Origin of the sequence: Aliiroseovarius sp. xm-d-517 (assembly GCF_013283135.1) — a bacterium.
Classification (GTDB): Bacteria; Pseudomonadota; Alphaproteobacteria; order Rhodobacterales; family Rhodobacteraceae; genus Aliiroseovarius; species Aliiroseovarius crassostreae.
This window is the reverse complement of the sequence record NZ_WBXT01000001.1, coordinates 480,079-506,056: the sequence shown is the minus strand read 5'-3', so window position 1 is coordinate 506,056 and position 25,978 is coordinate 480,079. Positions and strand designations below refer to the sequence as shown.

The window sequence follows — 25,978 nt, the reverse complement described above, 5'->3', positions numbered from 1 at the left end:
CCGCTTTGGGCAATATACCCGCAGACCCGCAAGATGTTCGCGGCCAAGCCCCTTGTTAACGATGAATAACCGGAAGAGCAGACAAGACATGACACACGCTATTTCATCGGGTTTTCCCATGGCAACGCATGGAAAAAACGGCCGCATCAAACGCCTGCGCCGCGCTCTGACAACCCCTTTGGTCATGGCAGCGATGCTCTCGCCCCTGCCCGCAATGACACCGGTCACTGTCGCCCATGCCCAGAACCTGTTTGCGCCCGCTTTGCAGGTCAATGACCGGGTGATCACCACCTATGAGATGTCCCAGCGGATCGCTTATCTGACCTTGCTGCGTGCGCCCGGCGACAGGGCTGAACTTGCCCGTGAACAGCTGCTCACCGAAGCGCTGCAACGCGAAGCTGCCGCCCGTGCGGGCGTGGCCCTCAGCGATGCGGAGCTCACCGAAGGGATGGAAGAATTCGTCAAGCGGTTCAACATGCCCTTGGAAAAATTCGAACTGGCCATCGCGCAGGGCGGCGTGGCCATGGAAACCTTCCGCGATTTTGTCTCGGCCGGGCTGGTGTGGCGGAAGTTCGCCCGTGAACGGTTTCGCCGCGAGGTAAGGATCACCGAGGAAGATATCGACCGCCGTCTGGCACAAACCGGCCCTGAGGCCGGGGTGCGGGTGCTGCTGTCCGAAATCATCCTTCCCGCCAATACACCACAAAGCCAAGAGGCATCCGGCGCGCGCGCATTGCAGCTTGCGGAAATTGACACCCTGCCCGCCTTTGCGGCCGCTGCACGACGCTATTCCGCAGCCCCCTCAAAAGGGCGTTCAGGTCGGCTGGACTGGATGGACCTGTCCAACCTTCCCCCTGCCCTTGCAGCCCAGATCCTGCCTCTGGCCCCGGGGGAAGTGACAGCACCGCTGCCAATCCAGAACGGCATTGCTCTGTTTCAGATGCGTGCCATCGAAGAAATCGAAGCCCCTGCCCCGAAAGATGTGCTGATTGATTACGCCGCTTACCTGATCCCGGGTGCCGGAACCCCGGAAGCGCTGGCGAGCGCCGCCGAGATTCGCACCCGCGTTGACAGCTGCAACGACCTTTACAAAGTGGCCCAGGGTCAACCGGAAGAACAGCTCGTGCGCGATACGAAACTGGTCTCGGAGCTTCCAGCCGATTACGCGATTGAACTGGCGAAGCTGGACGAAGGTGAAAGCTCTTTTGCGCTGACCACACCGTCAGGCCAGAACCAGATTTTCCTGATGCTGTGCAGCCGCACACGGGAACTTCCAGAAGAACTCAGCCGTGACGACATTCGCACCCAGTTGCAAAACCAGCGTCTGGGTGCCCTTGCCACCGGTTATCTGGAAGAATTGCGGGCAGAAGCCTATATTGAGGATCTTGCACAGAAATGACCTCTGATCTTTCCCGTCTGGCCCCCATTGCCCTGACGATGGGTGAGCCAGCGGGCATCGGCCCGGAGCTGGCCCCAGCGGCATTTGAGACGCTCAGGGGGGAGGTCCCGTTTTTTCTGATAGGTGACCCGAACCATTTGCCTGCAGGCTGCAAATTCACGGAGATCAGCACGCCGGCCGAGGCTCATGACACCCAAGATCTGCCGGTCATGCGCCATGATTTCGGACCCGACCGCACCCCCGGCACCCCTTCGGGTGCACATGCGCAACACGTCGTCGACGTGATCGCCCGGGCGGTCCGTCTGGTGCAGGAAGGTGAAGCATCGGCAATCTGCACCAACCCCATCCACAAGAAAGCGCTCAAGGATGGCGCCGGGTTCCGTTTTCCGGGGCACACCGAATTCCTTGCGGATCTGGCGGGTGGGGCCGAAGTGGTGATGATGCTGGCCTGTGAGGGGCTGCGCGTCGTGCCTGCGACCATTCACATTCCCCTCAGCGAGGTGCCCTCCACCCTCAGCCGGGACAGGCTTGCCCAGGTTATTCGCACAACCCATGATGCCCTGATCCGGGATTTCGGCCTTGCAACACCGCGGATTGCGGTGGCCGGGCTGAACCCGCATGCCGGTGAAGGGGGCGCAATGGGGATGGAAGAGATCACGATGATCTCGCCTTTGTTGGATGAGCTTCGTAGCGAAGGGCTGGATCTGTCCGGCCCGCGCTCGGCAGACACGATGTTTCATGCTGCGGCCCGCAAAGGCTATGATGCCGCGATCTGCATGTATCACGATCAGGCCCTGATCCCGATCAAAACCATTGATTTCGCCGGAGGAGTGAACGTGACACTGGGTCTGCCCTTTGTGCGCACCTCTCCTGATCATGGAACGGCATTTGACATCGCCGGACAGGGAAAAGCCGACCCCAGTTCGTTGATTGCAGCATTGCGGATGGGCTGGACCATGGCAAACGCCCGCAAGGTGGGCCTTCGCAACACCAACCACAAGGACGGAACACGCTGATGACCCAGATCGACGGGCTGCCCCCGCTGCGCGAAGTGATCGCCACCCATGGCATGACCGCCAAAAAATCGCTCGGGCAGAATTTCCTCCTTGATCTGAACCTGACCTCGAAAATCGCCCGACAGGCGGGGGATCTGACATCCTGTGACGTTCTGGAAGTGGGGCCCGGCCCCGGCGGGCTGACCCGCGGACTTCTCGCTGAAGGCGCGCGCAAAGTGCTTGCCGTTGAAAAAGACAGCCGCGCCCTTGGCCCGTTGGGAGAGATCCAGGCCGCCTATCCAGGTCGGCTGGACGTGATCAATGCGGATGCGCTGGAACTGGATCCGTTGGAACATCTCACCCCGCCAATCCGCGTTGTGGCCAACCTGCCCTACAATGTCGGAACAGAACTTCTGGTGCGCTGGCTGACCCCCAAAACCTGGCCCCCTGCCTGGTCCAGCCTGACCTTGATGTTCCAAAAAGAAGTGGCGCAGCGCATCGTCGCCCAGCCCGGCTCCAAGGCCTATGGCCGCCTTGCGGTTCTGGCCCAGTGGCGCACCGATGCCCGAATTGTCATGGAGCTGCCGCCCGAGGCCTTCACCCCACCGCCGAAAATCCGCTCCGCCGTAGTGCATCTGGCAGCCCTGCCGCAGCCCCGCTTCGAGGCGGATGCCGACAAGCTGCAGAAAGTGGTGGCCACCGCCTTCAACCAACGCCGCAAGATGCTGCGCGCCTCGCTCAAAGGGCTGCATCCGGAGATCGAAGACATCCTGACTTCGGTGGGGATCAAACCCACATCCAGGGCCGAAGAGATCGACCTCGAGGCGTTTTGCGCCCTGACCCGCGCCCTGACCAAGACATGACCCCGAAGCCACCGCAATCTGCAGCAACCTGACCTTCGGCTGGAAAACCTGTGAAACGTCAACGGCCTCCATCGTTTTTCTTGCTAAAAATACCTCGGGGTGAGCCTCAAAGAGGCGAGGGGCAGCGCCCCTTCCTGCACATCCTTCGACGACAGTTCCACCGTTGCGGAAACGCGCTGAACTCCCTCAGGAATGTTCCTCCTGCGCGGTTTGTGCAAGCACCCTGTTATAGGCTTTGAGCGCATCCACATGGTGGATCGTGCCCCAAAGATCCGGCGCGTCCCCCTCTCCGCCAAGGGTCACAACCGGCACAAATACGGCCCCCGTTGCCTCAAAAACCGGCATCACCGCCTCCAGCGTTGCATTGCCATCCACATAGACCCCCTGCTCGATCAATTCCCAGCAATCGGCCTCGTCCGGTGATCGCTTGTGATCAAGCTCGCGCATGACCGCAGCCACGCGCACCATGGACAAAAGATAGGCCTGCGGCCCGGCGGCAAGGTGGATATTGCGTCGCTCCAACTGGGTCAGAAAGAAAGACTGGTCCACCAGACGACTGGACAGCGCGGTGGAGAGAGACACCGCACACATCACAGCGATCCCGGTCTGCCAGTCGCCTGTCAGTTCAAAGACAATCATCGTGGTGGAAATCGGCGCACCCAGCACCGCGGCCGCCACCGCCCCCATCCCAGCAAGGGCATAAAGCGTTTCCGACCCGGAGACGTCCGGGAAAATGGCCGTGGCAATAATGCCAAAAGCAAGCCCGGTCAGCGCGCCCATCATAAGCGCCGGCGAGAACACCCCGCCCCCCATCCGTCCGGCCATGGTGACCGCCACCGCAAACACCTTGACCACCGCCAGCACCACCGCTTCATGCCAGACCATCTGACCGGTCAGGGCAAGTGAGGTGGTCTCATAGCCCACACCAATGATATGCGGGAAGAAAATCGCTATTATCCCCAGGATCAGGCCGGACAGCGCCGGACGCAGGACATTTGGCAGGCGCAGCCATTTCTGCAGGTCATTTCCAACATCATCCGCCATAAAGATCGCCCGCATGAAGACAACGGCGACAAAGCCAGACAGGATGCCCAGGATCAGAAAAGCCGGCAGTTCTACATAAAAAGCGAGGCTCCCTTCCAAAGGCAGCACAAATTCGGTCATCCCACCATATTCCAGCCGGTTGATCACCGTCCCGGCCACCGCAGCAATGGCAATCGGCGCAAAGGCATGCATGGCAAAATGGCGCAACACCACTTCAAGCGCAAACAGGGCCCCCGCAATGGGGGCATTGAAACTGGCAGAAACGGCGGCGGCCACGGCGCAGCCCAAAAGGTCACGGCCCGTGACGCCATCTGCCTTGATCCGGTTGGCAATCCAGCTTGAGACAACACCGGCCATATGCACAACCGGCCCCTCACGTCCGGTGGATCCCCCGGTTGAGAGCGTGATGAACGAGGCCAGGGCCGAGCCGATCCCCGCGCGCTTTTCCACCCGCCCCTCCCAAAGGGCTGCCCCCTCGATCACATCCGCCACCGAACGCACCCGGCCATCATGGGTGAACCAGTTCAGAATGATCCCAACTGCAAATCCACCGAGCGCGGGCAGGATCAGGATCCAGTACCATGGCAGGGTCGATGCAAAGCTGTGCAGATGGGCAAGGTCATCCGTGCCATAAAGCGTGGCCTGCAGCCATTCGATTCCCTTTCGGAACCCAAGTGCCGCGGCCCCGGAGACCACGCCAATCACCAGCGCGATAAGCCAGAATTGCACCTGAGACGGGCCTTTTTCCAGCAACAGTTTCCAACCCGTTGACAATGCTTGAATTTGCCGCTGTAGTGTTTTGAGAATTAACCCTTTTATTTGATTAAACTTTACCAAAACTTTACCCGACCCTTTTCCCGTTCGCCCAAGCAGGCTAGTCTGTCTCGGCTGCTAATTGGGAGAGGATGGATGTCCATCGACGCCGTTTTGACCGAGCTTACTTCGTTTCTAGGCGATCGGATGAGCCGCTCCAAGCCCGATCTGATGGAACACGGGCGTTCTGAAACGCATTTCGAGATGGTTCTGCCTGATCTGGTCGTCTGGCCAATCAGCACCGACGAAGTGTCCCGGATCATGACCCTCTGTCACAAACACGACATCGCCGTGACCCCTTTCGGGGTCGGAACCTCGCTTGAGGGGCATACCATTCCGTTGAAAGGCGGGGTGGTCATTGACCTGTCGCGGATGAACCGTCTGATCCAGGCGGACCCGGGCGACATGGTGGCCGTGGTGGAACCAGGGCTGACCCGCGAAGCGCTGAATGAAGAGCTGCGGGCGACGGGTTTGTTTTTCCCCGTCGACCCCGGCGCAAATGCCACATTGGGCGGCATGGCCTCAACCCGTGCCTCGGGAACCACAACCGTGCGCTATGGCTCCATGCGTGACAATGTCCTTGGCCTGACCGTTGTGCTGGCGGATGGTCAGGTGATCAAAACCGGCTCGCGCGCGGCCAAATCAGCCGCAGGCTATGACCTGACCGCCCTGATGCTGGGCGCAGAAGGCACCCTGGGCGTGATCACCGAGCTGACATTGCGCCTGCATGGCACACCTGAGGCGATCAGCGCGGGCGTGTGCGCCTTTCCCGATCTGGCGTCAGCTGTCGCCACCGTGCAGCAGGTGATCCAGATGGGCATTCCTGTGGCCCGGATCGAGTTTCTGGACGAAGCCAGCACCGGTGCCATCAATCGCTATGCCGGTCTCGACCTGCCGCTCTGCCCGCATCTTTTTGTTGAATTTCATGGCAGTGACAATGCCGTGGCAGACGCGGTGCAGGATTTCTCGGATATTGCCAGCGATTTTGGGGCCACCGGATTTGAAAGTGCCACGCGCACAGAGGACCGCAACCGGCTGTGGAAGATCCGCCACAACGCCTTTTATGCCCTGACAGCACTGAAACCCGGCGCCAAGGCGATGGTAACGGATATCTGTGTGCCGATCTCGAAACTTGCGCAGGCGGTTGAGGAAACCCGGCAGGATATTGCGGCCTCACATATGCCCGGCCCCATTTTAGGGCATGTGGGGGACGGGAATTTCCATGCAATTTTGTTGTTGGAAGAGGGCAACAAGGAGGATTGGACAACGGCAAAGGGCCTTGTGAAACGCATGGCGGACCGGGCGATTTCCCTTGGCGGAACGATCACGGGGGAACATGGGGTTGGCATGGGCAAACTGGGCCTGATGGAAGCGGAACATGGACCGGCCTGGGGGGTCATGGGGACGCTGAAACAGGCGCTTGATCCGAAGGGCATTCTGAACCCGGGGAAACTGGTTCCACCGGTTCACGGGTAACCTGACGCGTTTCGGCGTCAACCTGAGACGGGAAAGGCCGAACCGCAGCAAGAGGTATCAAAGTCGTGGGCTTTCGCAACGAACCTCCGTGTCAGATTTATCCCGAAATGCTGTAGCCCCCTCATCTGTCACTCGCGCTTCGGGACTGCCGCACCAAGGGGCTCTGCCCCTCGCCTCTTTGAGGCTCACCCCGGGATATTTCTAACCAGAAAATAAGGGCGGCAGCTTATCCGTTCAGGAGTTCCTGTGCCGCGGCTTTGGCAGCGGGGGTGATCGTATCGCCTGAAATCATCCGGGCGACTTCATCCACGCGATCTTTTGCGCAAAGCGGCACCACGGTGGACAGGGTCATGCCATCTGTCACCGACTTTTGCACCCGCCAGTGATGATCACCGAGGGCAGCCACTTGCGGTGAGTGCGTTACCACCAGCACCTGCCCTCCGTCAGACAGGGATTTCAGGCGACGGCCCACCGCATCAGCAGTGGCGCCCCCGACCCCACGGTCAATTTCGTCAAAGATCATTGTCAGCCCATCGGCGTCGCGGGTCAGGCAAACTTTGAGCGCCAGCAGGAAACGGCTCAGTTCGCCACCGGAGGCGATTTTGTTCAGAGGGCCGGACGGTGCCCCCGGATTGGTGGCCACGGTGAAGGTGACGACATCTGTCCCCTCCGGTCCCGGATCTGTCTGTGTCAGTTGGGTGGCGAACACGGCGCGTTCCATTTTCAACGGAGCGAGTTCCGTGCCCATGGCGCTGTCAAGAGAACGGGCCGCCTTCTGTCGCGCGGCATGCAGGGCCGTCGCCGCAAGGTCATAGCTTTCCTGGGCCTCGGCCACCGCGCGTTCCAGGGCGGCAATCTGATCGACCCCGGCGTCAAGCGCGTTCAGACGCTCACGCAGCACCTCGGCATGGGCGCCCAGTTCATCGGGTTGCACCTGATACTTACGGGCAAGACCGCGGATTGCAAAAAGGCGCTCTTCGATCTCTTCAAGCTCATGGGGGTTGAAGGTCAGCTGGTCAAGCGTTGTTTCGACACCCGCAATGGCATCGGCCAGTTCCGCCATGGCACGGCCAAGTGACTGAATCGGTTCATCCAGACTGCCCCCGGCCTGATCGATCACCCCTTCGAGCCAGCGCAGCGCATCCCCCATCCGGGCCTCGGCCCCCTCTCCCATTGTCCCCATGGCCTGATGGGCACGCTGGATATCCTCGCCAATTTTTTCGGACGCCTGCATCATGCGGCGGCGCTGATCCAGTTCGGCATCTTCGCCGGGTTGCGGGTCGAGTTTGTCGAGTTCCTCAACCGCATGGCGCAGGAAATCCTCTTCCGCCTGAGCCGCCTCCAGCGCAGCGCGGGCCTTTACCAGAGCGGTCTGCACGGAGGACAGATTGCGCCAGGCGCTGCGGGTGTCAGAAAGCATTCCCTCCAACCCACCAAAGGCATCCAGAAGCTGGCGGTGCACGCGCGGGTTCAGAAGGCCCCGATCATCCTGCTGGCCATGCAATTCGATCAAACAGTCGGAGAGCGCGCGCAACACATCGCCTGAGACCCTGCGATCATTGACCCAAGCCGTTTTGCGCCCATCGGCGCGATTGACCCGGCGCAGGATCACCTCGTCATCGGCCTCGATACCGGCCTCGGCCAAGACGGCACGGGCGGGATGATCTTGCGGCAGGTCGAACTCGGCCGTCACCTCACCCTGATCCGCCCCGGAGCGCACAAGATCCGCACGCCCACGCCAGCCCAGAACAAAGCCAAGACTGTCGAGCAGGATGGATTTTCCCGCCCCGGTTTCCCCGGTCAGCACGTTCAAACCCGGCTGAAACTCAAGCTCCAGCCGGTCGATGATCAGAATGTCGCGGATATCCAGACCGCGCAGCATCAGGCCATGCCTTTCATGCGGATGCCCCCATTCGCCGCTATCAGAGCCATTTGCCCTGGATCAGTTGGCGATGGATCGCGGTCAGCCAATTGTCACCTTTCGGTGCGGCCTCCAGCCCGGACTGTGTCAGCAGGCGATAACTGCTTTCATACCATTCGGTGGACTGGAAGTTGTGCCCGAGAATGGCCCCTGCGGTCTGTGCTTCATCTGTCAGACCAAGGGCAAGGTAGCTTTCCACCAAGCGGTGCAGAGCCTCGGCCACCTGCGTGGTGGTCTGGAATTTTTCCACCACAACCCGGAACCGGTTGATCGACGCCACATAATGCTTGCGCTTGAGATAATACCGACCGATTTCCATTTCCTTGGCAGCAAGGTGATCAAAGGCGAGATCAAATTTCAAAATGGCCGATTTTGCATATTCCGTGTCCGGGTAGATCTCGATCACCGCGCGCAGGGCCTGCAGCGCCTGGAAGGTCAGGCCCTGGTCGCGCCCCACTTCATCAATCTGGTCGTAATAGCTGAGCGCCAGAAGATACTGTGCATAGGCGGCGTCATCATCCGCCGGATAAGTGTCAATGAACCGCTGCGCAGTGGCGCGGGACAGTTCATATTCCTTGTTCTTGTGATAGGAGAAGGCCTGCATGATCAGCGCGCGCTTGGCCCATTGGGAATAGGGGTAAAGGCGCTCTACCTCGCCAAACCATTTGGCGGAAAGCTTGGGTTTACCGCGTTCCAGATCATATTCGCCGCGCTTGAAGATCTCTTCAGCGGTCCATTCCTCGATCGGTTTTTCAACGGGTCGTTGGGATTCGCCAAAAATACCCGTGAACCATCCACCGCCCCCGGCCGAGCTGGCACTGCCGCCTCCCGAACAGGCGGACAGCAAAACCCCGGTCACAACAACCGCAGAAACGGCTTTCATCAGATGGACACTGATCATAATAGGCGCCTACCCCGTAACTCAATTCGAAGATCGGAAAATTCCCCGCTACTGGCATGTCCTAGCACAGAATTTTGCGGTGCAAAATGGCCTTACGCGGGTTTTTCGCGACTTGTCGCCGATCGGCCTCTTGGCGGTTCCGGACGGGTTGAACAGAAAGGCCCGAAGCGCGGGGTTCAGGCGGTCATCGGCAGGTCGGATTTCACCACCCCTACCCCCGGCAACAATTGCGCAGCCTCATGGCCGAGCATCACAAGCTGCCAGGCTTCGGGTTGATCAAACAGGGCGCGCAGCAGTTTGTTGGTCATGGCGTGGCCCGCTTTGTGACCGATATAGCGCCCCATCAACGGCGCCCCTGCGAGATACAGATCCCCCAGAGCGTCCAGCATTTTGTGGCGCACAGCTTCGTCCTTGCGACGCAGCCCCCCCGGAGAGAGAACATCATCCCCATCCACCACAACAGCGTTTTCATAGGTGCCCCCAAGGGCAAGCCCGGCGGCGCGCATCGCATCGACATCTGCCTGACGACAGAAAGTCCGGCAATCGGACAGCTCGCGCACGAAATTGCCATTGGACAGGTTCAGGGATTTGTCCTGTGTGCCAATGGCAGCATCGGGGAAGGAAATATGGAAATCCATCTCGAACCCTTCGGCGGGAACCAGTCTGGCCCAGGCGTCCCCTTCACGATATTCGACCGGTGACAGGATCTTGATCACACGGACAGGGGCATTCAGCTCACGCACACCAGCGCGGATCAGCCCCTCAACGAAGCGGGACGAGCTGCCGTCGAGAATCGGCACTTCCGGTCCATCAATCTCCACCAGGGCGTTATGAATTCCACAGCCCGCCAGTGCGGCCATGATATGTTCGATGGTCGACACTTCGGTCCCCGCATCATTGCGGATCAGGGTGCACAGGCGCGACGGAACCACCGATGCCCAATGGGCCGGGATCAGATTGTCCTGGTCGTGAATATCAACGCGTTTGAACCAGATCCCGTATTCCGCCGAAGCCGGTCGCACAGTCATGCGCACGGGGCGCCCGGAGTGAAGACCGGTGCCCGAAAAGGTAACAGAGCTGGTAAGCGTGGTTTGCACGAAGCACCTCTTAGATTGGCTTTGCGGCTCCTGTCGGGGAGTGACCCCATTCCGCGCCTTTTGGGTAAAGCTTCACGCGACGAACAACAATTCAATCATTTGTAACGGTTTGAAACATGATGACCTATTGGTAAACCTCCGGTCCTCGCCTCAAATCGGATCAAGCTATCATATTGTTAATAAAATAAAAAACGGCCGCACTGTGGCGGCCGCATTTCGCATTCACATCCCAGATCGGCAAGGAATTGCCGAACCAGAAACAGGGCTCAGTTGGCCTGACGACGCAGGAAAGCGGGAATTTCCACTTTTTCCTGTTCCGCATCCATCTGCGGTTGCTGGGCCGGACGTGCGATAGGCGCTTCCACCGCAGGCTCGGGACGGGCGGCAGCACCCTCAGCAGCACCCGCTCCGGTCATCCGGTTGATCAGCGAGTTGATACCAAAGCGCGGCTTTTCAGCAGAGTGCGGCTGCGCCGTGGGGCGAGCGTCCGGTTGCGGCTGGGCAGCGGCGCGCGGCTGGTTCTGAACCGCAGCCTGCAGACGGGCCAATGCTTCCGGTGACGGAGTGCCCGGTGCCGGGGGTTTGGGGGCGGTGAACTGCGCCACGGCAGGTTCGTCTTCGTAGTAATGCTCAACCGGTGCGGACTGGACCGGTGCCTGAGTAGGCGCCTGCGCAACAGCCGGTTGCGGCTGGTAGGCCGGCGGCGGCAAATCACCCCCGGCGCTTTCTGCCGGGAAGACGTTTTCCGCCTGCTCTTCTGCAGCAGCTTCGGTTGCATTCAGGTCGTTTCCGAACAGCGACGGCTCAGCCGGGGCTGCAGCGGCTTCAACCGGAGCCTCGAACTTTTCTTCCACGGCCAGCGGCGTTTGCAGCGGTTCAGCCAGACGACGACGTGGCACCGGCACTTCCTGCGGTGCCTCAACAGCGTCGATACCGGTGGCAACAACCGAAACGCGCATCCCGCCTTCCATATCGTTGTCGAGGGTCGAGCCCACGATGATATTGGCATCCTGATCCACTTCTTCGCGGATACGGTTGGCAGCTTCGTCCAGTTCGAACAGGGTCAGGTCATAACCGCCGGTGATATTGATCAGCACACCTTTGGCGCCACGCAGCGAAATCTCATCCAGGAGCGGGTTGGCAATCGCCTTCTCGGCTGCCTGAACCGCGCGATCTTCGCCGGTCGCCTCACCGGTGCCCATCATCGCCTTGCCCATTTCGTCCATCACGGCGCGCACATCGGCAAAGTCGAGGTTGATCAGGCCCGGGCGGACCATCAGGTCGGTCACGCCTTTCACGCCCTGATACAGAACGTCATCAGCCATCGAGAAGGCTTCGGTGAAGGTGGTCTTTTCATTGGCCAGACGGAACAGGTTCTGGTTGGGGATGATGATCAGCGTATCGACCATCTTCTGCAGCTGCTCCACACCGTCTTCGGCCTGTTTCATCCGCTTGGCGCCTTCGAACTGGAACGGTTTGGTGACAACACCAACGGTGAGAACACCCAGTTCCCGCGCGGCTTGCGCAATGATCGGCGCAGCCCCGGTCCCGGTGCCACCGCCCATACCAGCCGTGATGAAGCACATATGTGCCCCGGCCAGATGATCCACGATCTGTTCGATGCTTTCTTCGGCTGCCGCCGCCCCAACCGTGGCACGGGCGCCAGCGCCCAGCCCTTCGGTCACTTTCACACCCATCTGGATGCGGTCCTTGGCGCGCGAATGTTGCAGCGCCTGAGCGTCGGTATTGGCGACGACAAACTCGACGCCCTCAAGCTCTTTCTCGATCATGTTGTTGACCGCGTTGCCACCAGCACCGCCCACGCCAAACACCGTGATCCGAGGTTTCAATTCTTCCTGACCAGGCATGGTAAGGTTCAATGTCATGATCTGTCCGCCTGTTAATCTGCGTGCTGCGCGGCGTCTTTGTCCTGCGTCAGCATGGTGTGTTCTTGTCGGCGTGAATCGCCGGTGACTGCCTCTTTTCAGCCACAATACCGCAAAAGCAGTATGGTCGTCACGCCCCAATTGAAGTGAAAGACGCAAAATGTGGGAAAACCCGCTGTTTTATCAGCAGGATTTCGCCACTCACACAAGATTTTGGGATTACCAGTTGTCCTTGAACCACTTCATCGCGCGCTTCAGGCTGCGGGCGGGATAACTCTCTGCGGGAATTTCGAAATCCCACCACTCGTCCTGCGGGTGCGCCGCAAACAGGCACAGACCCACGGCAGAGGCAAATCCGGCCCCCGTTGCCGCCTGCGGCAGCCCCTGCACCCGGAGCGGGCGCCCAATGCGCACTTGCTGACCGAGGATTTTCGGCGCGAGGCCATCCAGGCCGGGAATTTGGCTGCCCCCGCCGGTCAGAACAATCTGCTGACTGGGCAAATGGTCAAACCCGGCGGCATCCAGACAGGCGCGCACCTCTTCCAGGATCTCTTCAACCCGCGGGCGCATGATGCCAATAAGTTCGGCCCGGCTGACGGTGCGCCGATCATGTTCCCAGTCCCCGGTGTCCCCACCGATCTCGATCATCTCGCGGTCATCCATGCCCGTCGCCACAACGCCACCGTAAAAAGACTTTATTCTTTCGGCAGTTGCGAGGGATACTTGAAGTCCTTTTGAAATGTCAGAGGTCACATGATCTCCGCCCAGCCGCACGCTGTCGGCATAGATCATGTGCTTTTTCATGAAAATCGAGACCCCCGTGGCCCCACCGCCCAGATCAATACAGGCCGCCCCCAGCTCTCGTTCGTCTTCAACAAGGGCTGAGATGCCCGAGACATAGGCCGAACTGGCCAGACCGGCCACTTCCAGATCACAACGTTTGATGCAGTAACACAGGTTCTGCACCACGGCGCTGTCAACCGTCAGCAGATGCATGTCCACCGCAAGGCGGCTGCCCACCTGCCCGCGCGGATCGGACAGGCCAGAGCGATGATCGAGTGCAAAATTGACCGGTTGGGCATGCAGCACCTCTCGCCCGGATCCAAAATCCGGCACATCACAAGAGGCCAGCACGCGCGCCACATCATCTTCACTGACCGCGCGTTCGCCCAGATCCACGGCCCCCGCCAGCCCGTAAGAGCGCGGATTGGCCCCGGAGAAACAGGCAATGACGTGATCCACCCGCACATTGGCCATTTTCTGCGCGGCCTGCACTGCGGTACGGATGGCGCGTTCGGTTTCGGCCATGGCGTCGATCTCACCAAAGCGCACACCGCGTGAGCGGGTTGTGGCCGCTCCGATCACCCGAAAGGCGCTTTGCCCGGCCAGGCTGCCGACACCGTCCCCTTCGCGAAACTGCTCGCTGCCGTCAAACCGCAAGACAAGGCAGCCAATTTTGGAGGTTCCCACATCGAGAATGGCAATCACACCGCGCTGCATCGCTGCTTCGCGCATGGATCGCATGGCGCGCTGCTGAACGTAAAGATCGGTCATTCGGTGGCCTCTTCTGTTTCAAATCCCCTGATCCGGCGCAGCTCTTCGGTTGCGTCGGATCCAAGACGCAGCGTCGGGCGCAGAGGGGTTCGCATATCTATGGCAGTCACATTGCGCGCCAGAAGGTCCTGGGCCTGATCAAGAGCCAAGACCTGTTCCAGCGCAAAAACCGGCTGATTTTCCGGCAGCATGATCCGCTGATCCTTGGTCAGCATCAGATCCCAGCGCCGTTCCCCCACGCGCACGAGGCCCCGCAGCCGGTCGGCAAGCGGTCCTGCGGTCGCAATGATACGAAGCGCTTCGTCCACCGCCTTGTCCGCGCCAGCCCCTGCGACCATCGGCAGGTCGGCGCGGGCGGCGCGAGCTGTCAGGCTGGCGACCCGGTGACCGGACCGGTCCAGCAGCTCAAGCTGCCCCTGTGATCGCCACACCACAACGGGGTCGCGTTCGCTGATCACAACTTCAAGCACCCCCCCGGGACGAATGCGCAGCTCCGCATTGGCCACCACATCCAGCTTCATGATCTCTTCGCGCATCACCTCAAGATCAAGATCGAACGAGGAGATCGGGAAGTCGATTGGCAGAAGCACGCGCACCGCGTCATCCACTATCGGGCTCGCCCCTTCCACGGCCATCAGCTTGACCATGAATTCCGGGCGCTCCTGCACGGACCTTTTGATATCGGTGATTTTTTCACCAATCGCGTAACGATTGGTGGGGTTTGAGAAATACCACCCCGCCATCAGCAGGATCAGAAACACCGGCAGCCCCACCCGCAGGGTGGCGCGAAAGAGCGGCGTCAGCCACAGGCGATTGATCTTGTAGGCGATGCGGGACGGCGCGGGGTCGCGGCGCGCTGGCGCCCCCCCATGCCCGGACGGGGACACCGGCGGTTTCGACCTGTGCGTCAACGATTGCATGACGCGTCCTCCAGCATCCAGGCGCACAGCTGGCCAAAGCTCATACCGCAATGGGCGGCCTGTTCAGGGACGAGCGAGGTCGGGGTCATACCCGGTTGGGTATTGGTCTCAAGCAGAACCAGCCCCTCAAGCCCGCGCGCCTCGTCCCAACGGAAATCGGTGCGACTGACCCCCTTGCATCCAAGCGCCTCATGGGCCCGCAGCGCGTAGTCGAGGCACGCGGCTTCAATCTCGGCAGGGATGTTGGCGGGGATTTCGTGACGCGAGCCCCCCTCGGCATATTTTGCGTCGTAATCATACCAGCCATCGGTGATGATATCGGTCACGGCCAGCGCCCTGCCATCCATGACGGTGGTGGTCAGTTCGCGCCCCGGTGCATAGGTTTCCACCATCACGGTCTGCGGCATGCTATCGGCAAGTTGCGGCGGGGTATTCGCGCCATCACTGACGATATAAATCCCGACCGAGCTGCCTTCATTATAGGGTTTGACCACATAGGGCGGCGCCATCACATGACGCGACTTCACCTCGTCCCGGTCCGCCAGAACCGAGGTCATGACCGGAAGACCCGCAGCACGGAACACTTCTTTCGCGCGTTCCTTGTCCATCGCAAGGGCAGAAGCCAGCACCCCGGAATGGGTATAGGGAAGCCCCATCCATTCCAAGATCCCCTGCACGCAGCCATCTTCGCCCCAGCGTCCATGCAGCGCGTTGAATACCACGTCGGGCTTGAGATCTTTCAGGCGCTCCACCAGATCGGGGCCGGCATCCAGCTCGATCACCTCAATGCCTTCCCCCCGCATGGCCTCGGCGCATTCACGCCCACTGGTCAGCGACACCTCGCGTTCCGCCGAGGGGCCACCCATCAAGACCACGACCTTTGGGGCTGCCTGTTTTGCCTTGCCCGTCATAATGCCTCTGTCCCGGGCCAAATTGACCCTGTTATTCAGACAGTTACCCCCTGCCCGGAAGCAATGCCCAATGAATTTTCAGGAGGCTGCTCTGCCTCTTCAAATATCGGAAAAGCCGTGCTTTTCCCACGCGCGTGGCCCGATTATTTTTGTGCCGGTTCGCCTACGCGCATGATTTCCCATTCTAGCTGTATCCCGCTATGATCGTAAACCTTTTTTCGCACCGCTTCGCCCAAGCCTTCAAGGTCGGCAGCGGTGGCATTGCCAATATTGGTCAGGAAGTTGGAATGCATCTGGTTCATCTGTGCCCCCCCCAGGGTGGCGCCCCGCAGGCCCGCCTCATCAATCACTTTCCAAGCCTTAAGCTCATGGCTGTCGTCAGCGCGCCCGGTTGAGCTGAACCCTGCCGGATTGCGAAAAGTGCTGCCGGCAGTGCGATCTTTGGTCGGTTGCGTTTCGTCACGCTTTTTCAGCTGAGCATCCATATGGGCGGCCAGCTCCTCCGGGTCGCCCTCGGGGGCCTCAAAGGTGGCGCTGGTGATCACCCACCCATCGGGCAGATCGGTCTGGCGATACTGGAAGTTCAGATCTTCCGCGGTGAGCGTGACCCGCTCCCCCATCCGGGTAAGGGCCTGCGCGCTGAAAAAGACATCCGCCACATATGCGCCATAACAGCCCGCATTCATCCGCACGGCCCCGCCAATCGCTCCGGGGATGGTGCGCAGAAAGGTCAGGTCCCGCCCTGCTGCAGCCGCCTTGCGCGCCACATGTGCATCAAGGGCCGCAACGCCAGCGGTGACACGCGCCCCGTCGATGGAAATCTCATTGAACCCGCGTCCCATGCGGATCACCACGCCGCGAATGCCACCGTCGCGCACGATCAGGTTCGACCCGACCCCCATCGGAAAGACGGGGATATCCGCGTCGAGCTGGGTCAGAAACTGGGCCAGATCATCCTCATCTGCCGGCATGAACAGCCACTCAGCCGGACCGCCAACACGCAGCCAGGTCAGCCCGGCCAATTCGCGCTCGGCCATCAACTGCCCTCGAATATCAATCTGATCAGGCCGCGCCATCCCCTGCCCCTTTGATGAGTTTCACAATCCGTCGCCCCAGATAAATCACGGGCCAGCGTAAGACAACCATGCCGATGGCCAGAACAAACAGAGCAGCACCGGCCCCGTGCTCCCACCAGGCAAGCGCCACAATGGGTGCGCCCAGAGGCATCAGCGCATAGGCCAACGGCCAGTGTTTGCGCGCAGATGGCCGCATCGAGGCAAGCTTAGCACCGATGATCCAGAGGCAGGCAAGAAGCAGGGTCCAGCTCATGATTTTGTCACCACTTTACGAAGCAGGTAAGAGAGCGGGCGGCGAAACAACGACAGGATGGCAAAAGTCGCGGGCACGGTCCAGAGCCAGCCATGGGTGGCGCCGATCCAAACAATCAGCACCGGACCCGCCAGCAAGAGCGCCGCACCCGGTGCAAATTGCGCCCTCATCGGCAAAAAGGCCACCAAGGTTGCAATCACCACCCAAAGGCAGGCAAGGATCAGCGGCAGGCTCATGCGCGGTGCTGTCCGGCCGGGTTATGCATTCAGCTTGCCCGGCAGGGCGTTGGCCCAGGCGCTGATCGTGCCGGCGCCTAGACAGACCACCATATCACCGGGTTTCGCCTCATCCCGGACCAGGTCAATCAGATCCTCTTCGCAGGAAATCGCACGGGCGTGGCGATGGCCATGACGCACGAGGCCCGCCACCAGATCGTCACGGGACGCGCCTACAATCGGCTCTTCACCTGCGGCAAATACATCCGCAATACCCACCACATCCGCTTCGTTGAAACAGGCGCAGAAATCTTCGAACAGATCATGAAGCCGCGTGTAGCGGTGCGGCTGATGCACCGCGATGACCCGCCCTTCGCTGGCCTGACGGGCCGCTTTCAGGACGGCGGCAATTTCCACCGGATGGTGGCCGTAGTCGTCGATAATGGTGACCCCGTTCACCTCTCCTACCTTGGTAAAGCGCCGGTTCACGCCCCCAAAGGCCGCGAGAGCTGCGCGGATTTCATCTCGTTTCATGCCCAGATGGCGGGCCACGGCCACGGCGGACAGGGCGTTTGACACGTTATGATCGCCGGGCATCGGCAGGGTGCAGCCTTCGATCCGGCTGCCTTCGGAATGCAGTTCGATGTCGAAATGCGCAATGCCACCTTTGTAATGAAGGTTCACGGCCCGCACATCTGCCTGCGCGTTGAACCCATAGGTCACAACCCGCCGGTCGGTGACTTTCCCCACCAGCGCCTGCACCTCGGGGTGATCGGTGCAACAGACCGCCAGCCCGTAGAACGGGATGTTGGACACAAATTCCAGAAAGCCCCGGCGCAGCGTATCGAAATCACCCCAGTGCTCCATATGCTCCGGGTCGATATTGGTGACGATGGCGATGGTCGCGGGCAGGCGGTTGAAGGTCCCGTCACTTTCATCAGCCTCAACCACCATCCATTCGCCCTGCCCCATGCGGGCGTTGGATCCATAGGCATGGATGATGCCGCCATTGATCACCGTGGGGTCGATATGGCCGTGAACCAGAAGCTCGGCCACCATGGTGGTGGTTGTGGTTTTGCCGTGAGTTCCGGCCACCGCAATATTGGATTTCAGGCGCATCAGTTCAGCCAGCATTTCAGCCCGGCGCACCACCGGCAGGCCACGGGCACGGGCGGTGTCCAGTTCGGGATTGCCCGGTTTGATCGCCGAGGAAATCACCACAACCTCGGCATGTTCCAGATTTTCTGCTTTCTGTCCGATAAAGACCTCAGCCCCCAGATCCTCCAGCCGCTTGGTGATCTTGGTTGATTTCAGGTCCGACCCCTGCACCCGATAACCATGGTTAAGCAAGACCTCGGCAATGCCCGACATGCCGATACCGCCGATACCGACGAAGTGAATTGCACCCATTTCGGTGGGCAGTTTGGTAGCGGCTGCGTTCATTGTGTTTGTCCTGTAAGCGTTTCAACCAGCGCAACAAGGCGCGCGGTGGCATCGGGAATTCCCTGCGAAAGCGCGGCGCGCGCCATTTGGCTGGCGCCCTCGGGGTGTTCCAATACATTGGCAATCTGGACCGAAAGAAGACCCGGATCCAGTTTGCTTTCGGGAATGAGGATCGCCGCCTGCGCATCCACCAGCCCGCGCGCATTGGCGGTCTGGTGATCTTCGGTGGCATGGGGATAGGGGATCAGGATCGACGGGCGCCCGATGACCGAAATATCTGCCACCGAGGAGGCCCCCGCCCGGCTGATCACAAGCTGCGCTTCGGACATGCGGCGGGGGATATCGGTGAAGAACGGCTGCACATCGGCGCGGATACCATGTTCGTTATAAAAGGCGACCACCCGGTCATGATCTTCGTCCCGCGCCTGATGGCTGACCGAGACATGCCGGAGCAGATGCCCCGGCAAAGCGGCAATCGCAGCCGGGACAGTGTCCGACAATGCCCGCGCGCCCTGACTTCCGCCCATGACCAGGATCGACATCGGGTAATCGCCAGGCGCGATATAAGGCGCGCCAGCGCGTTCCAGAACCGCAGCACGCACCGGGTTTCCCGTGTGCTCCGCCCCCGCCCCCTCGGGCAAAGCGGAGGGCCATGTGCCGCAGGCAACCACATCAACCCGGGTGGCAAAGCGTTTGTTCACCCGCCCGAGAACGCCGTTCTGTTCATGGATCATCCGAGGCAGGCCCAGCATCCAGGCGGCCCCGATCGCGGGAATGGAGGGATAGCCGCCAAAGCCCACCACCGCCGCAGGGCGATCGCGCCGCAGACGCAGGGCCATGGACAGAACGCCCCCGGCAATTTTCAACGGCACCAGTGCTTTTGCCACGATACCGCCACGGGCAAATGTGGCCGAGCTGACCTCTTCCACCTCAACCACATGGGGAAATCCGCCTGTATAGCGGGCGCCGCGGGCGTCCGTGGACAGCTTGACCCGCCATCCCTTGCGCAACATGGCTTCAGCCAGGGCCTGCGCGGGAAACATATGCCCCCCGGTCCCTCCGGCGGCGATCACAAGAAGAGGTTGCGTGTCTGACATGTTTTCGGCCTGCTCAGTGACGGTGGTTAAAGACATCCTGCATCCGGCCCTGCGGCCGTGTGCGGGTGAAAGCCAGGAGCATACCCAAAGCCACGCCGCCTGCAATAAGCGATGATCCGCCGTAGCTCACGAAGGGCAAAGTCATGCCTTTGGCCGGTAGAAGGCGCACTGCGACCCCCATATTGATCAGCGCCTGAACCCCGAAAATCGAGGCCAGTCCAGCCCCCGCCAGGCGGATGAACGTATCGCGTTCCTGAATGAGTCGCATAAAGCTGCGCACCACGATGGTGGCATAAAGCGCGATAATGACCAGCACCAGAAGAAGGCCATATTCCTCGGCCGCGACCGCGATGATGAAATCCGTATGGGCATCCGGCAGGGACCATTTCACCTGCCCCTCGCCCACGCCCACGCCAAAGAACCCGCCTTCGCGGATGGCATTGGTGGCATAGCCCAGCTGGGTGGTCGGATCGACCTCCGGGTTCAGGAACCCGTCAATACGGCGGGCAACATGTTCTGAGTTGTTATACGCGACGCTCATGCCCAGCACAGTCAGCCCCACAAGGGAAACCAGCACCAGAATGGGCGCACCGGCAAGGAAATACATCACCCCCCAGGCAAAGGCGATCAGCGCGGTCTGGCCGTAATCCGGCTGGGTGACCAGAAAAGCCACGATCACCATCAAAAGCCCCAGTGACATTGCCTTTCCCGGCGGTCCGTTCAATTCGTAACTGGCGGCCATCAGCCAGGCGGCCACGATCACAAAACCGGGCTTGAGAAACTCGGACGGCTGCACCGAGGCAAAGCCCAGCGAATACCAGCGCACCGCCCCTTTGCCGAAATCCGTGCCCAGCACCGGCAACATCATCACCGCAACCATGGCAAAGGCGAACCCGATCACCCCCAGACGGCGCACCATTATCGGGCTCATCATCGTGGTGGCAAACATCGCAACCAGCGCCACGACCCCGAACACCAATTGCCGTTCGACATAGTGGAAATGGTCCAGCCCGTTGCGCTCGGCCAGCGGCGGAGATGCGGCCAGCCCCAACAGGATGCCCAAACCAAACAGCGCCAGAACACAGGTCACGGACCACCGATCCACTGTCCGCCACCAACGGGGAAGAATTGGATCGCCATCCCGCTTCGGGATCGCACCATATACCATTTCAGTCATGATCGCCGCCTGTCACTGCTTTAAAAACCGCTCGTTCTCTTTTGATTTCCCCGGCTTTTTATTGACTTCAGGCTCTGCGGCCCAACCGGAGGTCCCCGTCTGCTTGCGGAGGATTGTGAAAATCATAGCGCAGATTTCCCTTTGCTGCCAGCACTTTATCTGGCTTTCACCATGCCATGCGCAAAGATCCGCGCGCGCCACTCAGGACGGGGCAGAGCCGCGAACCTGTGCTTCGCGCCACAAGATCACCCCGCCTGCCGCAATCACAATCCCCGCACCGATCAGGGTCTGCAGACTGGGCAGTTCCGAAAAGAACAGATAGCCAAACAGGATCGCAAAGATCATCGACGAATAGTCAAAAGGCGCAATTGTCGACGCATCCGCATATTTATATGCGGTGGTCAAAAGCGCCTGCCCCGCAGCCCCAAGACATCCCGCACCAAACAGCACGGTCCATTGCGGGCCGGTGGGCCAGAGCCATCCGAAGGGAAGCGTCAAAAGCGCCGCCGCCGATGCGGTCAAAGCAGCATAGAGAACAACAGTCGACGGGTGATCCCGCCCGACAAGGCGACGCACGAGGATCTTGGCGCCCGCTATGAAACAGGCCGCGCCCAGGGCCAGCATCGCCCCCAGACTGCGCTGCGCTGCCGCCTCATCGCTGGCGCCTGCCACCCCACCCAGCTGGGGCCAAAGGATCACCAGCACGCCGATCAGCCCCGCCCCCACTGCACTCACCCGAATAAGCCGCACCTGCTCTTTCAAAAAGATCGCCGCGAAAATCGTGGTCAGGATCGGGGCAACGAAAAAAAGTGCTGTGGCTTCGGGCAAAGGCAAGTAGGTGATGGCGGCAAAGGTCAGGCTCATTGCGCAGGCCCCCATCAGGCCCCGCATCAGATTGCCGCGCAGGTTTTCCGTCTTCAGCACAACATGCAGCCGCCCTTGCCCTCCGATCCAGACAAGCAGAAAGGGGATCGACAGAAATGCGCGGAAAAACACAACCTCGGTCGGCGGCAACGCCCCCTCCAGCGTCTTGATCAGGCTTTGCATCGACAGGATGAAACCCACGGAGGCGAGTTTAAGAAAAAGACCAAAACCTTGTGACATGTGTTTGCCTAAAGCTGTTTGGGTGGTGGGCGCGCTTCACCAAAGAGAAACCCATCAACCTGACCTCAATTGCCTTAGCGCCCGTTCCGGGGCCGGGCAAGAGCTTTGAAATGCGAACGGGCGCCCGAAGGCGCCCGCTGTGTTGATTTCATAACCGGTCAGGAGATCATCGTCAGCAGCGTATCAAGCGACTGCTTTGCGTCGCCATAGAACATGCGCGTGTTCTCTTTGAAGAACAGCGGGTTCTCGATGCCGGAATACCCGGTGCCCTGCCCGCGTTTCGAGACAAACACCTGTTTGGCTTTCCAGCATTCCAGAACCGGCATCCCGGCGATCGGGCTGTTCGGATCCTCCTGGGCGGCTGGGTTCACGATGTCGTTTGACCCGATCACGATGGCCACATCCGTTTCCGGGAAGTCATCATTGATCTCGTCCATTTCCAGCACGATGTCATACGGCACCTTGGCCTCTGCCAAGAGCACGTTCATATGCCCGGGCAGACGACCCGCAACCGGGTGAATGGCAAAGCGAACGTTCTTGCCCTTGGCGCGCAGACGACGGGTCAGTTCCGCCACGTTCTGCTGGGCTTGTGCCACAGCCATACCGTAGCCGGGAATGATCACAACGCTATCGGCATCCTCAAGCGCTGCGGCCACGCCGTCAGCGTCGATCGCGATCTGTTCGCCCTCGATCTCCATCGCCGGACCGGTGGTGCCACCGAAACCGCCCAGGATCACCGAAATGAAGGACCGGTTCATCGCCTTACACATGATGTAGGACAGGATCGCACCAGAGGAGCCCACCAGCGCGCCGACCACGATCAGAAGGTCATTGCCCAGCGAGAAGCCGATTGCGGCCGCGGCCCAGCCCGAGTAGCTGTTCAGCATCGACACAACCACCGGCATGTCCGCACCACCGATCCCCATGATCAGGTGGTAGCCGATGAAGAACGCTGCCAGCGTCATGATGATCAGCGGCAGGATGCCACCGGAATTGAAATACCAGACAAGACAGACCAGCGACAGGATCGCAGCCCCGGCATTGAGCGCATGCCCACCGGGCAGCTTTTCGGCGGCCGAGGTCACTTTGCCCGCCAGCTTGCCATAGGCAATCACAGATCCCGTAAAGGTCACGGCCCCAATGAAGACCCCCAGAAACAGCTCAACCCGCAGGATGTTCTGTTCAACGATGTCCTTCTTGGCAATGAGCGCCGCAAACCCTTCGAGGCCTTTCTTGGCGGCCTCCTCCATGCCCAGCACATTGACCAGTTCGATATGCGCATTGAAGCCCACAAACACTGCGGCCAGACCCACCAGAGAGTGCATCGCGGCCACAAGCTGCGGCATCTCGGTCATCTGCACGCGCTGTGCCACATAGGTGCCGATCACGCCGCCAATGGCGATCAGGATGATCGACAGCCACCAAAAGCCCGCACCGGGACCGATAAGCGTGGCAAACACCGCCAGCGCCATGCCGACAATACCATACCAAACCGCGCGTTTTGCGCTTTCCTGCCCCGACAGACCGCCAAGGGAGAGGATGAACAGAACTGCTGCAACAACATATGCAGCTGTGGTGAAACCAAATTCCATGATCCCTACCCCCTTAAGATTTCTGGAACATGGCGAGCATGCGCCGTGTCACAAGGAAGCCGCCGAAAATGTTGATCCCGGCCATGAAGACCGAAAGCGCGGCAAGGATGACCACCAGGGCCGAGCTGGTGCCGATCTGCATCAGCGCCCCCAGGATGATGATCGACGAGATCGCATTGGTCACCGCCATCAGCGGTGTGTGCAGCGAATGCGCCACATTCCAGATCACCTGGAAGCCCACGAACACGGCCAGAACAAACACGATGAAGTGCTGCATGAAGCTGGCCGGAGCCACAAGACCAACCCCGAGGAGGAGTGCGCCACCAATGGCCAGAAGCGTGACCTGATTTTTGGTTTGCTGTTTGAATTCAGCAACTTCCAACACTCTCTTCTCTTCCGGTGTCAACTCCGGAACCACCTCTTTCGGCTTGGCGGCAATCGCCTGCACCTTGGGCGGCGGTGGCGGGAAGGTGATCTCCCCCTCAAAGGTCACGGTTGCACCGCGGATCACGTCATCTTCCATATTGTGGTTGATCTGCCCGTCCTTTTCAGGGGTCAGGTCAGCCATCATGTGGCGGATGTTGTTGGCGTAAAGCGATGAGGATTGCGTGGCCATGCGTGAGGGGAAATCGGTATAGCCGACGATCGTCACACCATTGTCGGTGACAATCTTCTCGTCCATCACGGTACCTTCGGCGTTGCCGCCCTTCTCGGCTGCAAGGTCAACGATCACCGAGCCGGGTTTCATCGCCTTGATCATGTCCTCAAGCCACAGCTTGGGCGCTTCGCGGTTCGGAATGAGCGCGGTGGTGATCACGATGTCCACCTCGGGCGCCAGTTCACGGAACTTCGCGAGCTGCGCTTCGCGGAACTCAGGGCTCGACACGGACGCATAACCACCGGTGGCAGCACCATCCTGCTGTTCTTCTTCGAAATCGAGATAGACGAATTCCGCCCCCATCGATTCAACCTGTTCGGCCACTTCCGGGCGCACGTCGAACGCATAGGTGATTGCCCCCAACGAGGTCGAGGTGCCGATTGCGGCCAGACCAGCCACACCGGCGCCCACAACCAGAACCTTGGCGGGCGGAACCTTACCGGCAGCGGTCACCTGACCGGTGAAGAAACGGCCAAAGTTGTTGCCCGCCTCGATCACCGCGCGATAGCCCGCGATATTCGCCATGGATGACAGAGCGTCCATTTTCTGGGCACGCGAAATACGTGGAACCATCTCCATCGCAATCACATTGGCACCAGATTTTTTCGCCTTCTCCATCCCATCTTCGTTTCCGCCGGGATTGAAGAAGGAGATCAGCGTCTTGTCCTTGGTGAGACGCTTCAGTTCCGTATCATTCGGCTGGCGCACTTTGGCGATGATATCTGCTTCTTTCCAGAGGCTTGCCGCGGTTTTGGCAATCTCTACACCAGCCTCCCTGTAAAGCTCATCTGAAAACCCGGCAGCAAGCCCTGCCTTGGTTTCAATCAGGCATTCATAGCCGAGCTTCTGCAGCATTCTGGCGCTTTCAGGGGTCATCGCGACCCGGTTTTCGCCCTCAAATATTTCCTTGGGAACACCAATCTTCACGTGTCTTTTCCTCTTCTCCCATCTTAGCGATGGCCCACCGGTCCATGCCGCCGGACATCCCTAGTTATTCATGCAATCTACGCTGTAATCTTGGCAAAGATACGCAGACGCAGCGTAACATCCTAACGTTTTTTGCCGCGCTGCGACAATTTTGTTTCAAAAACCTGTCAAATCCAGCGACGAACCTTTCTGCTCCATTCCTCAAATTCAGCCCCGTAAAGCGCCCGCAACCCAGCCTCTTCCCCTTCAATAAATCGTTTATTTATCAAAAAGATAAACAGAGGAACAAAGAGGATGGCAGGGGCGATGTTCCACCACAGAACTGCCCCCAGCAACACCAGCGCATCCCCCAGATAGATCGGGTTACGAGAGAAACGGTAGATGCCGCGCTGCAGAAATGCGGTCGGGGTTGCGCGTGGCATGATGGTTGTGCGCGCGCGAAGAAACTCCCACATGGCGCACAGCATCAAACCAATCCCAAGCATGATGAACACCGCCCCCAGTTCCGGGAGTGCCAATGGGCCAAACCCGACCTGGGGCAAAGCAAGATGCAACGCATAGGTCCCGGCCAGCAGGCCCAACAACCACACGGGCGGGAGATCAAGCAGTTGCATCGTCTGTTTCACGACTCTTTTCGGCGAATTTCCGACCATTAG

General features: G+C 60.1%; 22 protein-coding genes. 4 read left to right on the top strand and 18 right to left on the bottom strand.

All coding sequences use genetic code 11. The features are described from left to right. Positions 1-118 precede the first annotated feature (118 nt). The 3 genes from XMD517_RS02400 to rsmA are packed head-to-tail and all read left to right on the top strand — an operon-like array spanning position 119 to position 3,257. Positions 119-1,399: a peptidylprolyl isomerase gene (locus tag XMD517_RS02400; protein WP_173487191.1), complete on the top strand. Its 1,281-nt coding sequence runs from the start codon at positions 119-121 to the stop codon at positions 1,397-1,399. Next, positions 1,396-2,415, top strand: coding sequence for a 4-hydroxythreonine-4-phosphate dehydrogenase PdxA (gene pdxA / locus XMD517_RS02395; RefSeq protein ID WP_173487192.1), 1,020 nt, complete (start codon positions 1,396-1,398; stop codon positions 2,413-2,415). The genes XMD517_RS02400 and pdxA overlap by 4 nt, the downstream gene beginning before the upstream one ends. Beyond that, positions 2,415-3,257, top strand: a complete 843-nt coding sequence (rsmA, locus tag XMD517_RS02390) for a 16S rRNA (adenine(1518)-N(6)/adenine(1519)-N(6))-dimethyltransferase RsmA (RefSeq protein ID WP_173487193.1) — start codon at positions 2,415-2,417, stop codon at positions 3,255-3,257. The genes pdxA and rsmA overlap by 1 nt, the downstream gene beginning before the upstream one ends. Before the next feature lie 186 nt (positions 3,258-3,443). Here rsmA and XMD517_RS02385 read toward each other — a convergent pair whose 3' ends face one another. After that, entirely contained in the window at positions 3,444-5,075 is a 1,632-nt protein-coding gene (locus tag XMD517_RS02385; protein ID WP_173487194.1) for a chloride channel protein, read from the bottom strand. Between the two features lie 135 nt (positions 5,076-5,210). Between XMD517_RS02385 and XMD517_RS02380 the strand changes: the two genes are divergently transcribed. Continuing rightward, a complete protein-coding gene (locus tag XMD517_RS02380) occupies positions 5,211-6,590 on the top strand; it encodes an FAD-binding oxidoreductase (protein WP_173487195.1) in 1,380 nt (459 codons plus the stop codon). Positions 6,591-6,816: 226 nt separating this feature from the next. Here XMD517_RS02380 and recN read toward each other — a convergent pair whose 3' ends face one another. The 17 genes from recN to XMD517_RS02295 all read right to left on the bottom strand — a co-directional run bounded on the left by recN (position 6,817) and on the right by XMD517_RS02295 (position 25,936). Beyond that, complete coding sequence (gene recN, locus XMD517_RS02375; RefSeq protein ID WP_173487196.1) at positions 6,817-8,472, bottom strand: DNA repair protein RecN; 1,656 nt, start codon at positions 8,470-8,472, stop codon at positions 6,817-6,819. Positions 8,473-8,512: 40 nt separating this feature from the next. Then, the gene (locus XMD517_RS02370) at positions 8,513-9,412 is read right to left on the bottom strand and encodes an outer membrane protein assembly factor BamD (RefSeq protein ID WP_173487197.1); all 900 of its coding nucleotides are present in this window, start codon (positions 9,410-9,412) and stop codon (positions 8,513-8,515) included. Between the two features lie 176 nt (positions 9,413-9,588). Continuing rightward, entirely contained in the window at positions 9,589-10,509 is a 921-nt protein-coding gene (lpxC, locus tag XMD517_RS02365; protein ID WP_173487198.1) for a UDP-3-O-acyl-N-acetylglucosamine deacetylase, read from the bottom strand. 266 nt (positions 10,510-10,775) lie between these two features. After that, positions 10,776-12,395 carry a cell division protein FtsZ gene (gene ftsZ / locus XMD517_RS02360; RefSeq protein WP_173488063.1) on the bottom strand — a complete coding sequence of 540 codons (1,620 nt, stop codon included), beginning with the start codon at positions 12,393-12,395 and terminating at the stop codon, positions 10,776-10,778. 219 nt (positions 12,396-12,614) lie between these two features. Continuing rightward, entirely contained in the window at positions 12,615-13,949 is a 1,335-nt protein-coding gene (ftsA, locus tag XMD517_RS02355; protein ID WP_173487200.1) for a cell division protein FtsA, read from the bottom strand. Further along, positions 13,946-14,869 (bottom strand): cell division protein FtsQ/DivIB, encoded by a 924-nt coding sequence (locus XMD517_RS02350; RefSeq protein WP_173487201.1) that lies wholly within the window; start codon positions 14,867-14,869, stop codon positions 13,946-13,948. Before XMD517_RS02350 ends, ftsA begins: the two co-directional genes overlap by 4 nt. Beyond that, the gene (locus tag XMD517_RS02345; protein ID WP_173487202.1) at positions 14,857-15,780 is read right to left on the bottom strand and encodes a D-alanine--D-alanine ligase; all 924 of its coding nucleotides are present in this window, start codon (positions 15,778-15,780) and stop codon (positions 14,857-14,859) included. The genes XMD517_RS02350 and XMD517_RS02345 overlap by 13 nt, the downstream gene beginning before the upstream one ends. Positions 15,781-15,923: 143 nt before the next feature. Next, positions 15,924-16,856, bottom strand: coding sequence for a UDP-N-acetylmuramate dehydrogenase (gene murB, locus XMD517_RS02340; RefSeq protein WP_173487203.1), 933 nt, complete (start codon positions 16,854-16,856; stop codon positions 15,924-15,926). Further along, complete coding sequence (locus tag XMD517_RS02335) at positions 16,843-17,109, bottom strand: DUF2484 family protein (protein ID WP_173487204.1); 267 nt, start codon at positions 17,107-17,109, stop codon at positions 16,843-16,845. The genes murB and XMD517_RS02335 overlap by 14 nt, the downstream gene beginning before the upstream one ends. Then, positions 17,106-17,345 (bottom strand): DUF2484 family protein, encoded by a 240-nt coding sequence (locus tag XMD517_RS02330; RefSeq protein ID WP_173487205.1) that lies wholly within the window; start codon positions 17,343-17,345, stop codon positions 17,106-17,108. Before XMD517_RS02330 ends, XMD517_RS02335 begins: the two co-directional genes overlap by 4 nt. 21 nt (positions 17,346-17,366) lie before the next feature. Continuing rightward, positions 17,367-18,767, bottom strand: coding sequence for a UDP-N-acetylmuramate--L-alanine ligase (gene murC, locus XMD517_RS02325; protein ID WP_173487206.1), 1,401 nt, complete (start codon positions 18,765-18,767; stop codon positions 17,367-17,369). Continuing rightward, entirely contained in the window at positions 18,764-19,900 is a 1,137-nt protein-coding gene (locus XMD517_RS02320; protein ID WP_254449881.1) for a UDP-N-acetylglucosamine--N-acetylmuramyl-(pentapeptide) pyrophosphoryl-undecaprenol N-acetylglucosamine transferase, read from the bottom strand. Before XMD517_RS02320 ends, murC begins: the two co-directional genes overlap by 4 nt. Continuing rightward, positions 19,878-21,041: a putative peptidoglycan glycosyltransferase FtsW gene (locus tag XMD517_RS02315; protein WP_173487207.1), complete on the bottom strand. Its 1,164-nt coding sequence runs from the start codon at positions 21,039-21,041 to the stop codon at positions 19,878-19,880. Before XMD517_RS02315 ends, XMD517_RS02320 begins: the two co-directional genes overlap by 23 nt. A 201-nt stretch (positions 21,042-21,242) precedes the next feature. Continuing rightward, positions 21,243-22,145, bottom strand: coding sequence for a DMT family transporter (locus tag XMD517_RS02310; protein ID WP_173488064.1), 903 nt, complete (start codon positions 22,143-22,145; stop codon positions 21,243-21,245). A 158-nt stretch (positions 22,146-22,303) separates the two neighbouring features. Further along, the gene (locus XMD517_RS02305) at positions 22,304-23,737 is read right to left on the bottom strand and encodes an NAD(P)(+) transhydrogenase (Re/Si-specific) subunit beta (protein ID WP_173487209.1); all 1,434 of its coding nucleotides are present in this window, start codon (positions 23,735-23,737) and stop codon (positions 22,304-22,306) included. 13 nt (positions 23,738-23,750) lie between these two features. Further along, positions 23,751-25,322 (bottom strand): Re/Si-specific NAD(P)(+) transhydrogenase subunit alpha, encoded by a 1,572-nt coding sequence (locus XMD517_RS02300; RefSeq protein WP_173487210.1) that lies wholly within the window; start codon positions 25,320-25,322, stop codon positions 23,751-23,753. Between the two features lie 167 nt (positions 25,323-25,489). After that, positions 25,490-25,936, bottom strand: a complete 447-nt coding sequence (locus XMD517_RS02295; protein ID WP_173487211.1) for an isoprenylcysteine carboxylmethyltransferase family protein — start codon at positions 25,934-25,936, stop codon at positions 25,490-25,492. Positions 25,937-25,978 lie beyond the last annotated feature (42 nt).

Excerpts from the sequence above, each read along its gene's own strand:
- ftsZ (WP_173488063.1), bottom strand. The coding sequence starts at position 12,395 with ATGACATTGAACCTTACCATGCCTGGTCAGGAAGAATTGAAACCTCGG.
- XMD517_RS02370 (WP_173487197.1), bottom strand. The coding sequence starts at position 9,412 with ATGATCAGTGTCCATCTGATGAAAGCCGTTTCTGCGGTTGTTGTGACC.
- XMD517_RS02335 (WP_173487204.1), bottom strand. The coding sequence starts at position 17,109 with ATGAGCTGGACCCTGCTTCTTGCCTGCCTCTGGATCATCGGTGCTAAG.
- recN (WP_173487196.1), bottom strand. The coding sequence starts at position 8,472 with ATGCTGCGCGGTCTGGATATCCGCGACATTCTGATCATCGACCGGCTG.
- ftsA (WP_173487200.1), bottom strand. The coding sequence starts at position 13,949 with ATGACCGATCTTTACGTTCAGCAGCGCGCCATGCGATCCATGCGCGAA.
- XMD517_RS02310 (WP_173488064.1), bottom strand. The coding sequence starts at position 22,145 with ATGTCACAAGGTTTTGGTCTTTTTCTTAAACTCGCCTCCGTGGGTTTC.
- XMD517_RS02330 (WP_173487205.1), bottom strand. The coding sequence starts at position 17,345 with ATGAGCCTGCCGCTGATCCTTGCCTGCCTTTGGGTGGTGATTGCAACC.
- XMD517_RS02400 (WP_173487191.1), top strand. The coding sequence starts at position 119 with ATGGCAACGCATGGAAAAAACGGCCGCATCAAACGCCTGCGCCGCGCT.
- XMD517_RS02345 (WP_173487202.1), bottom strand. The coding sequence starts at position 15,780 with ATGACGGGCAAGGCAAAACAGGCAGCCCCAAAGGTCGTGGTCTTGATG.
- pdxA (WP_173487192.1), top strand. The coding sequence starts at position 1,396 with ATGACCTCTGATCTTTCCCGTCTGGCCCCCATTGCCCTGACGATGGGT.
- rsmA (WP_173487193.1), top strand. The coding sequence starts at position 2,415 with ATGACCCAGATCGACGGGCTGCCCCCGCTGCGCGAAGTGATCGCCACC.
- murB (WP_173487203.1), bottom strand. The coding sequence starts at position 16,856 with ATGGCGCGGCCTGATCAGATTGATATTCGAGGGCAGTTGATGGCCGAG.
- XMD517_RS02305 (WP_173487209.1), bottom strand. The coding sequence starts at position 23,737 with ATGGAATTTGGTTTCACCACAGCTGCATATGTTGTTGCAGCAGTTCTG.
- XMD517_RS02380 (WP_173487195.1), top strand. The coding sequence starts at position 5,211 with ATGTCCATCGACGCCGTTTTGACCGAGCTTACTTCGTTTCTAGGCGAT.
- murC (WP_173487206.1), bottom strand. The coding sequence starts at position 18,767 with ATGAACGCAGCCGCTACCAAACTGCCCACCGAAATGGGTGCAATTCAC.
- XMD517_RS02320 (WP_254449881.1), bottom strand. The coding sequence starts at position 19,900 with ATGTCTTTAACCACCGTCACTGAGCAGGCCGAAAACATGTCAGACACG.
- XMD517_RS02315 (WP_173487207.1), bottom strand. The coding sequence starts at position 21,041 with ATGACTGAAATGGTATATGGTGCGATCCCGAAGCGGGATGGCGATCCA.
- XMD517_RS02295 (WP_173487211.1), bottom strand. The coding sequence starts at position 25,936 with ATGCAACTGCTTGATCTCCCGCCCGTGTGGTTGTTGGGCCTGCTGGCC.
- XMD517_RS02350 (WP_173487201.1), bottom strand. The coding sequence starts at position 14,869 with ATGCAATCGTTGACGCACAGGTCGAAACCGCCGGTGTCCCCGTCCGGG.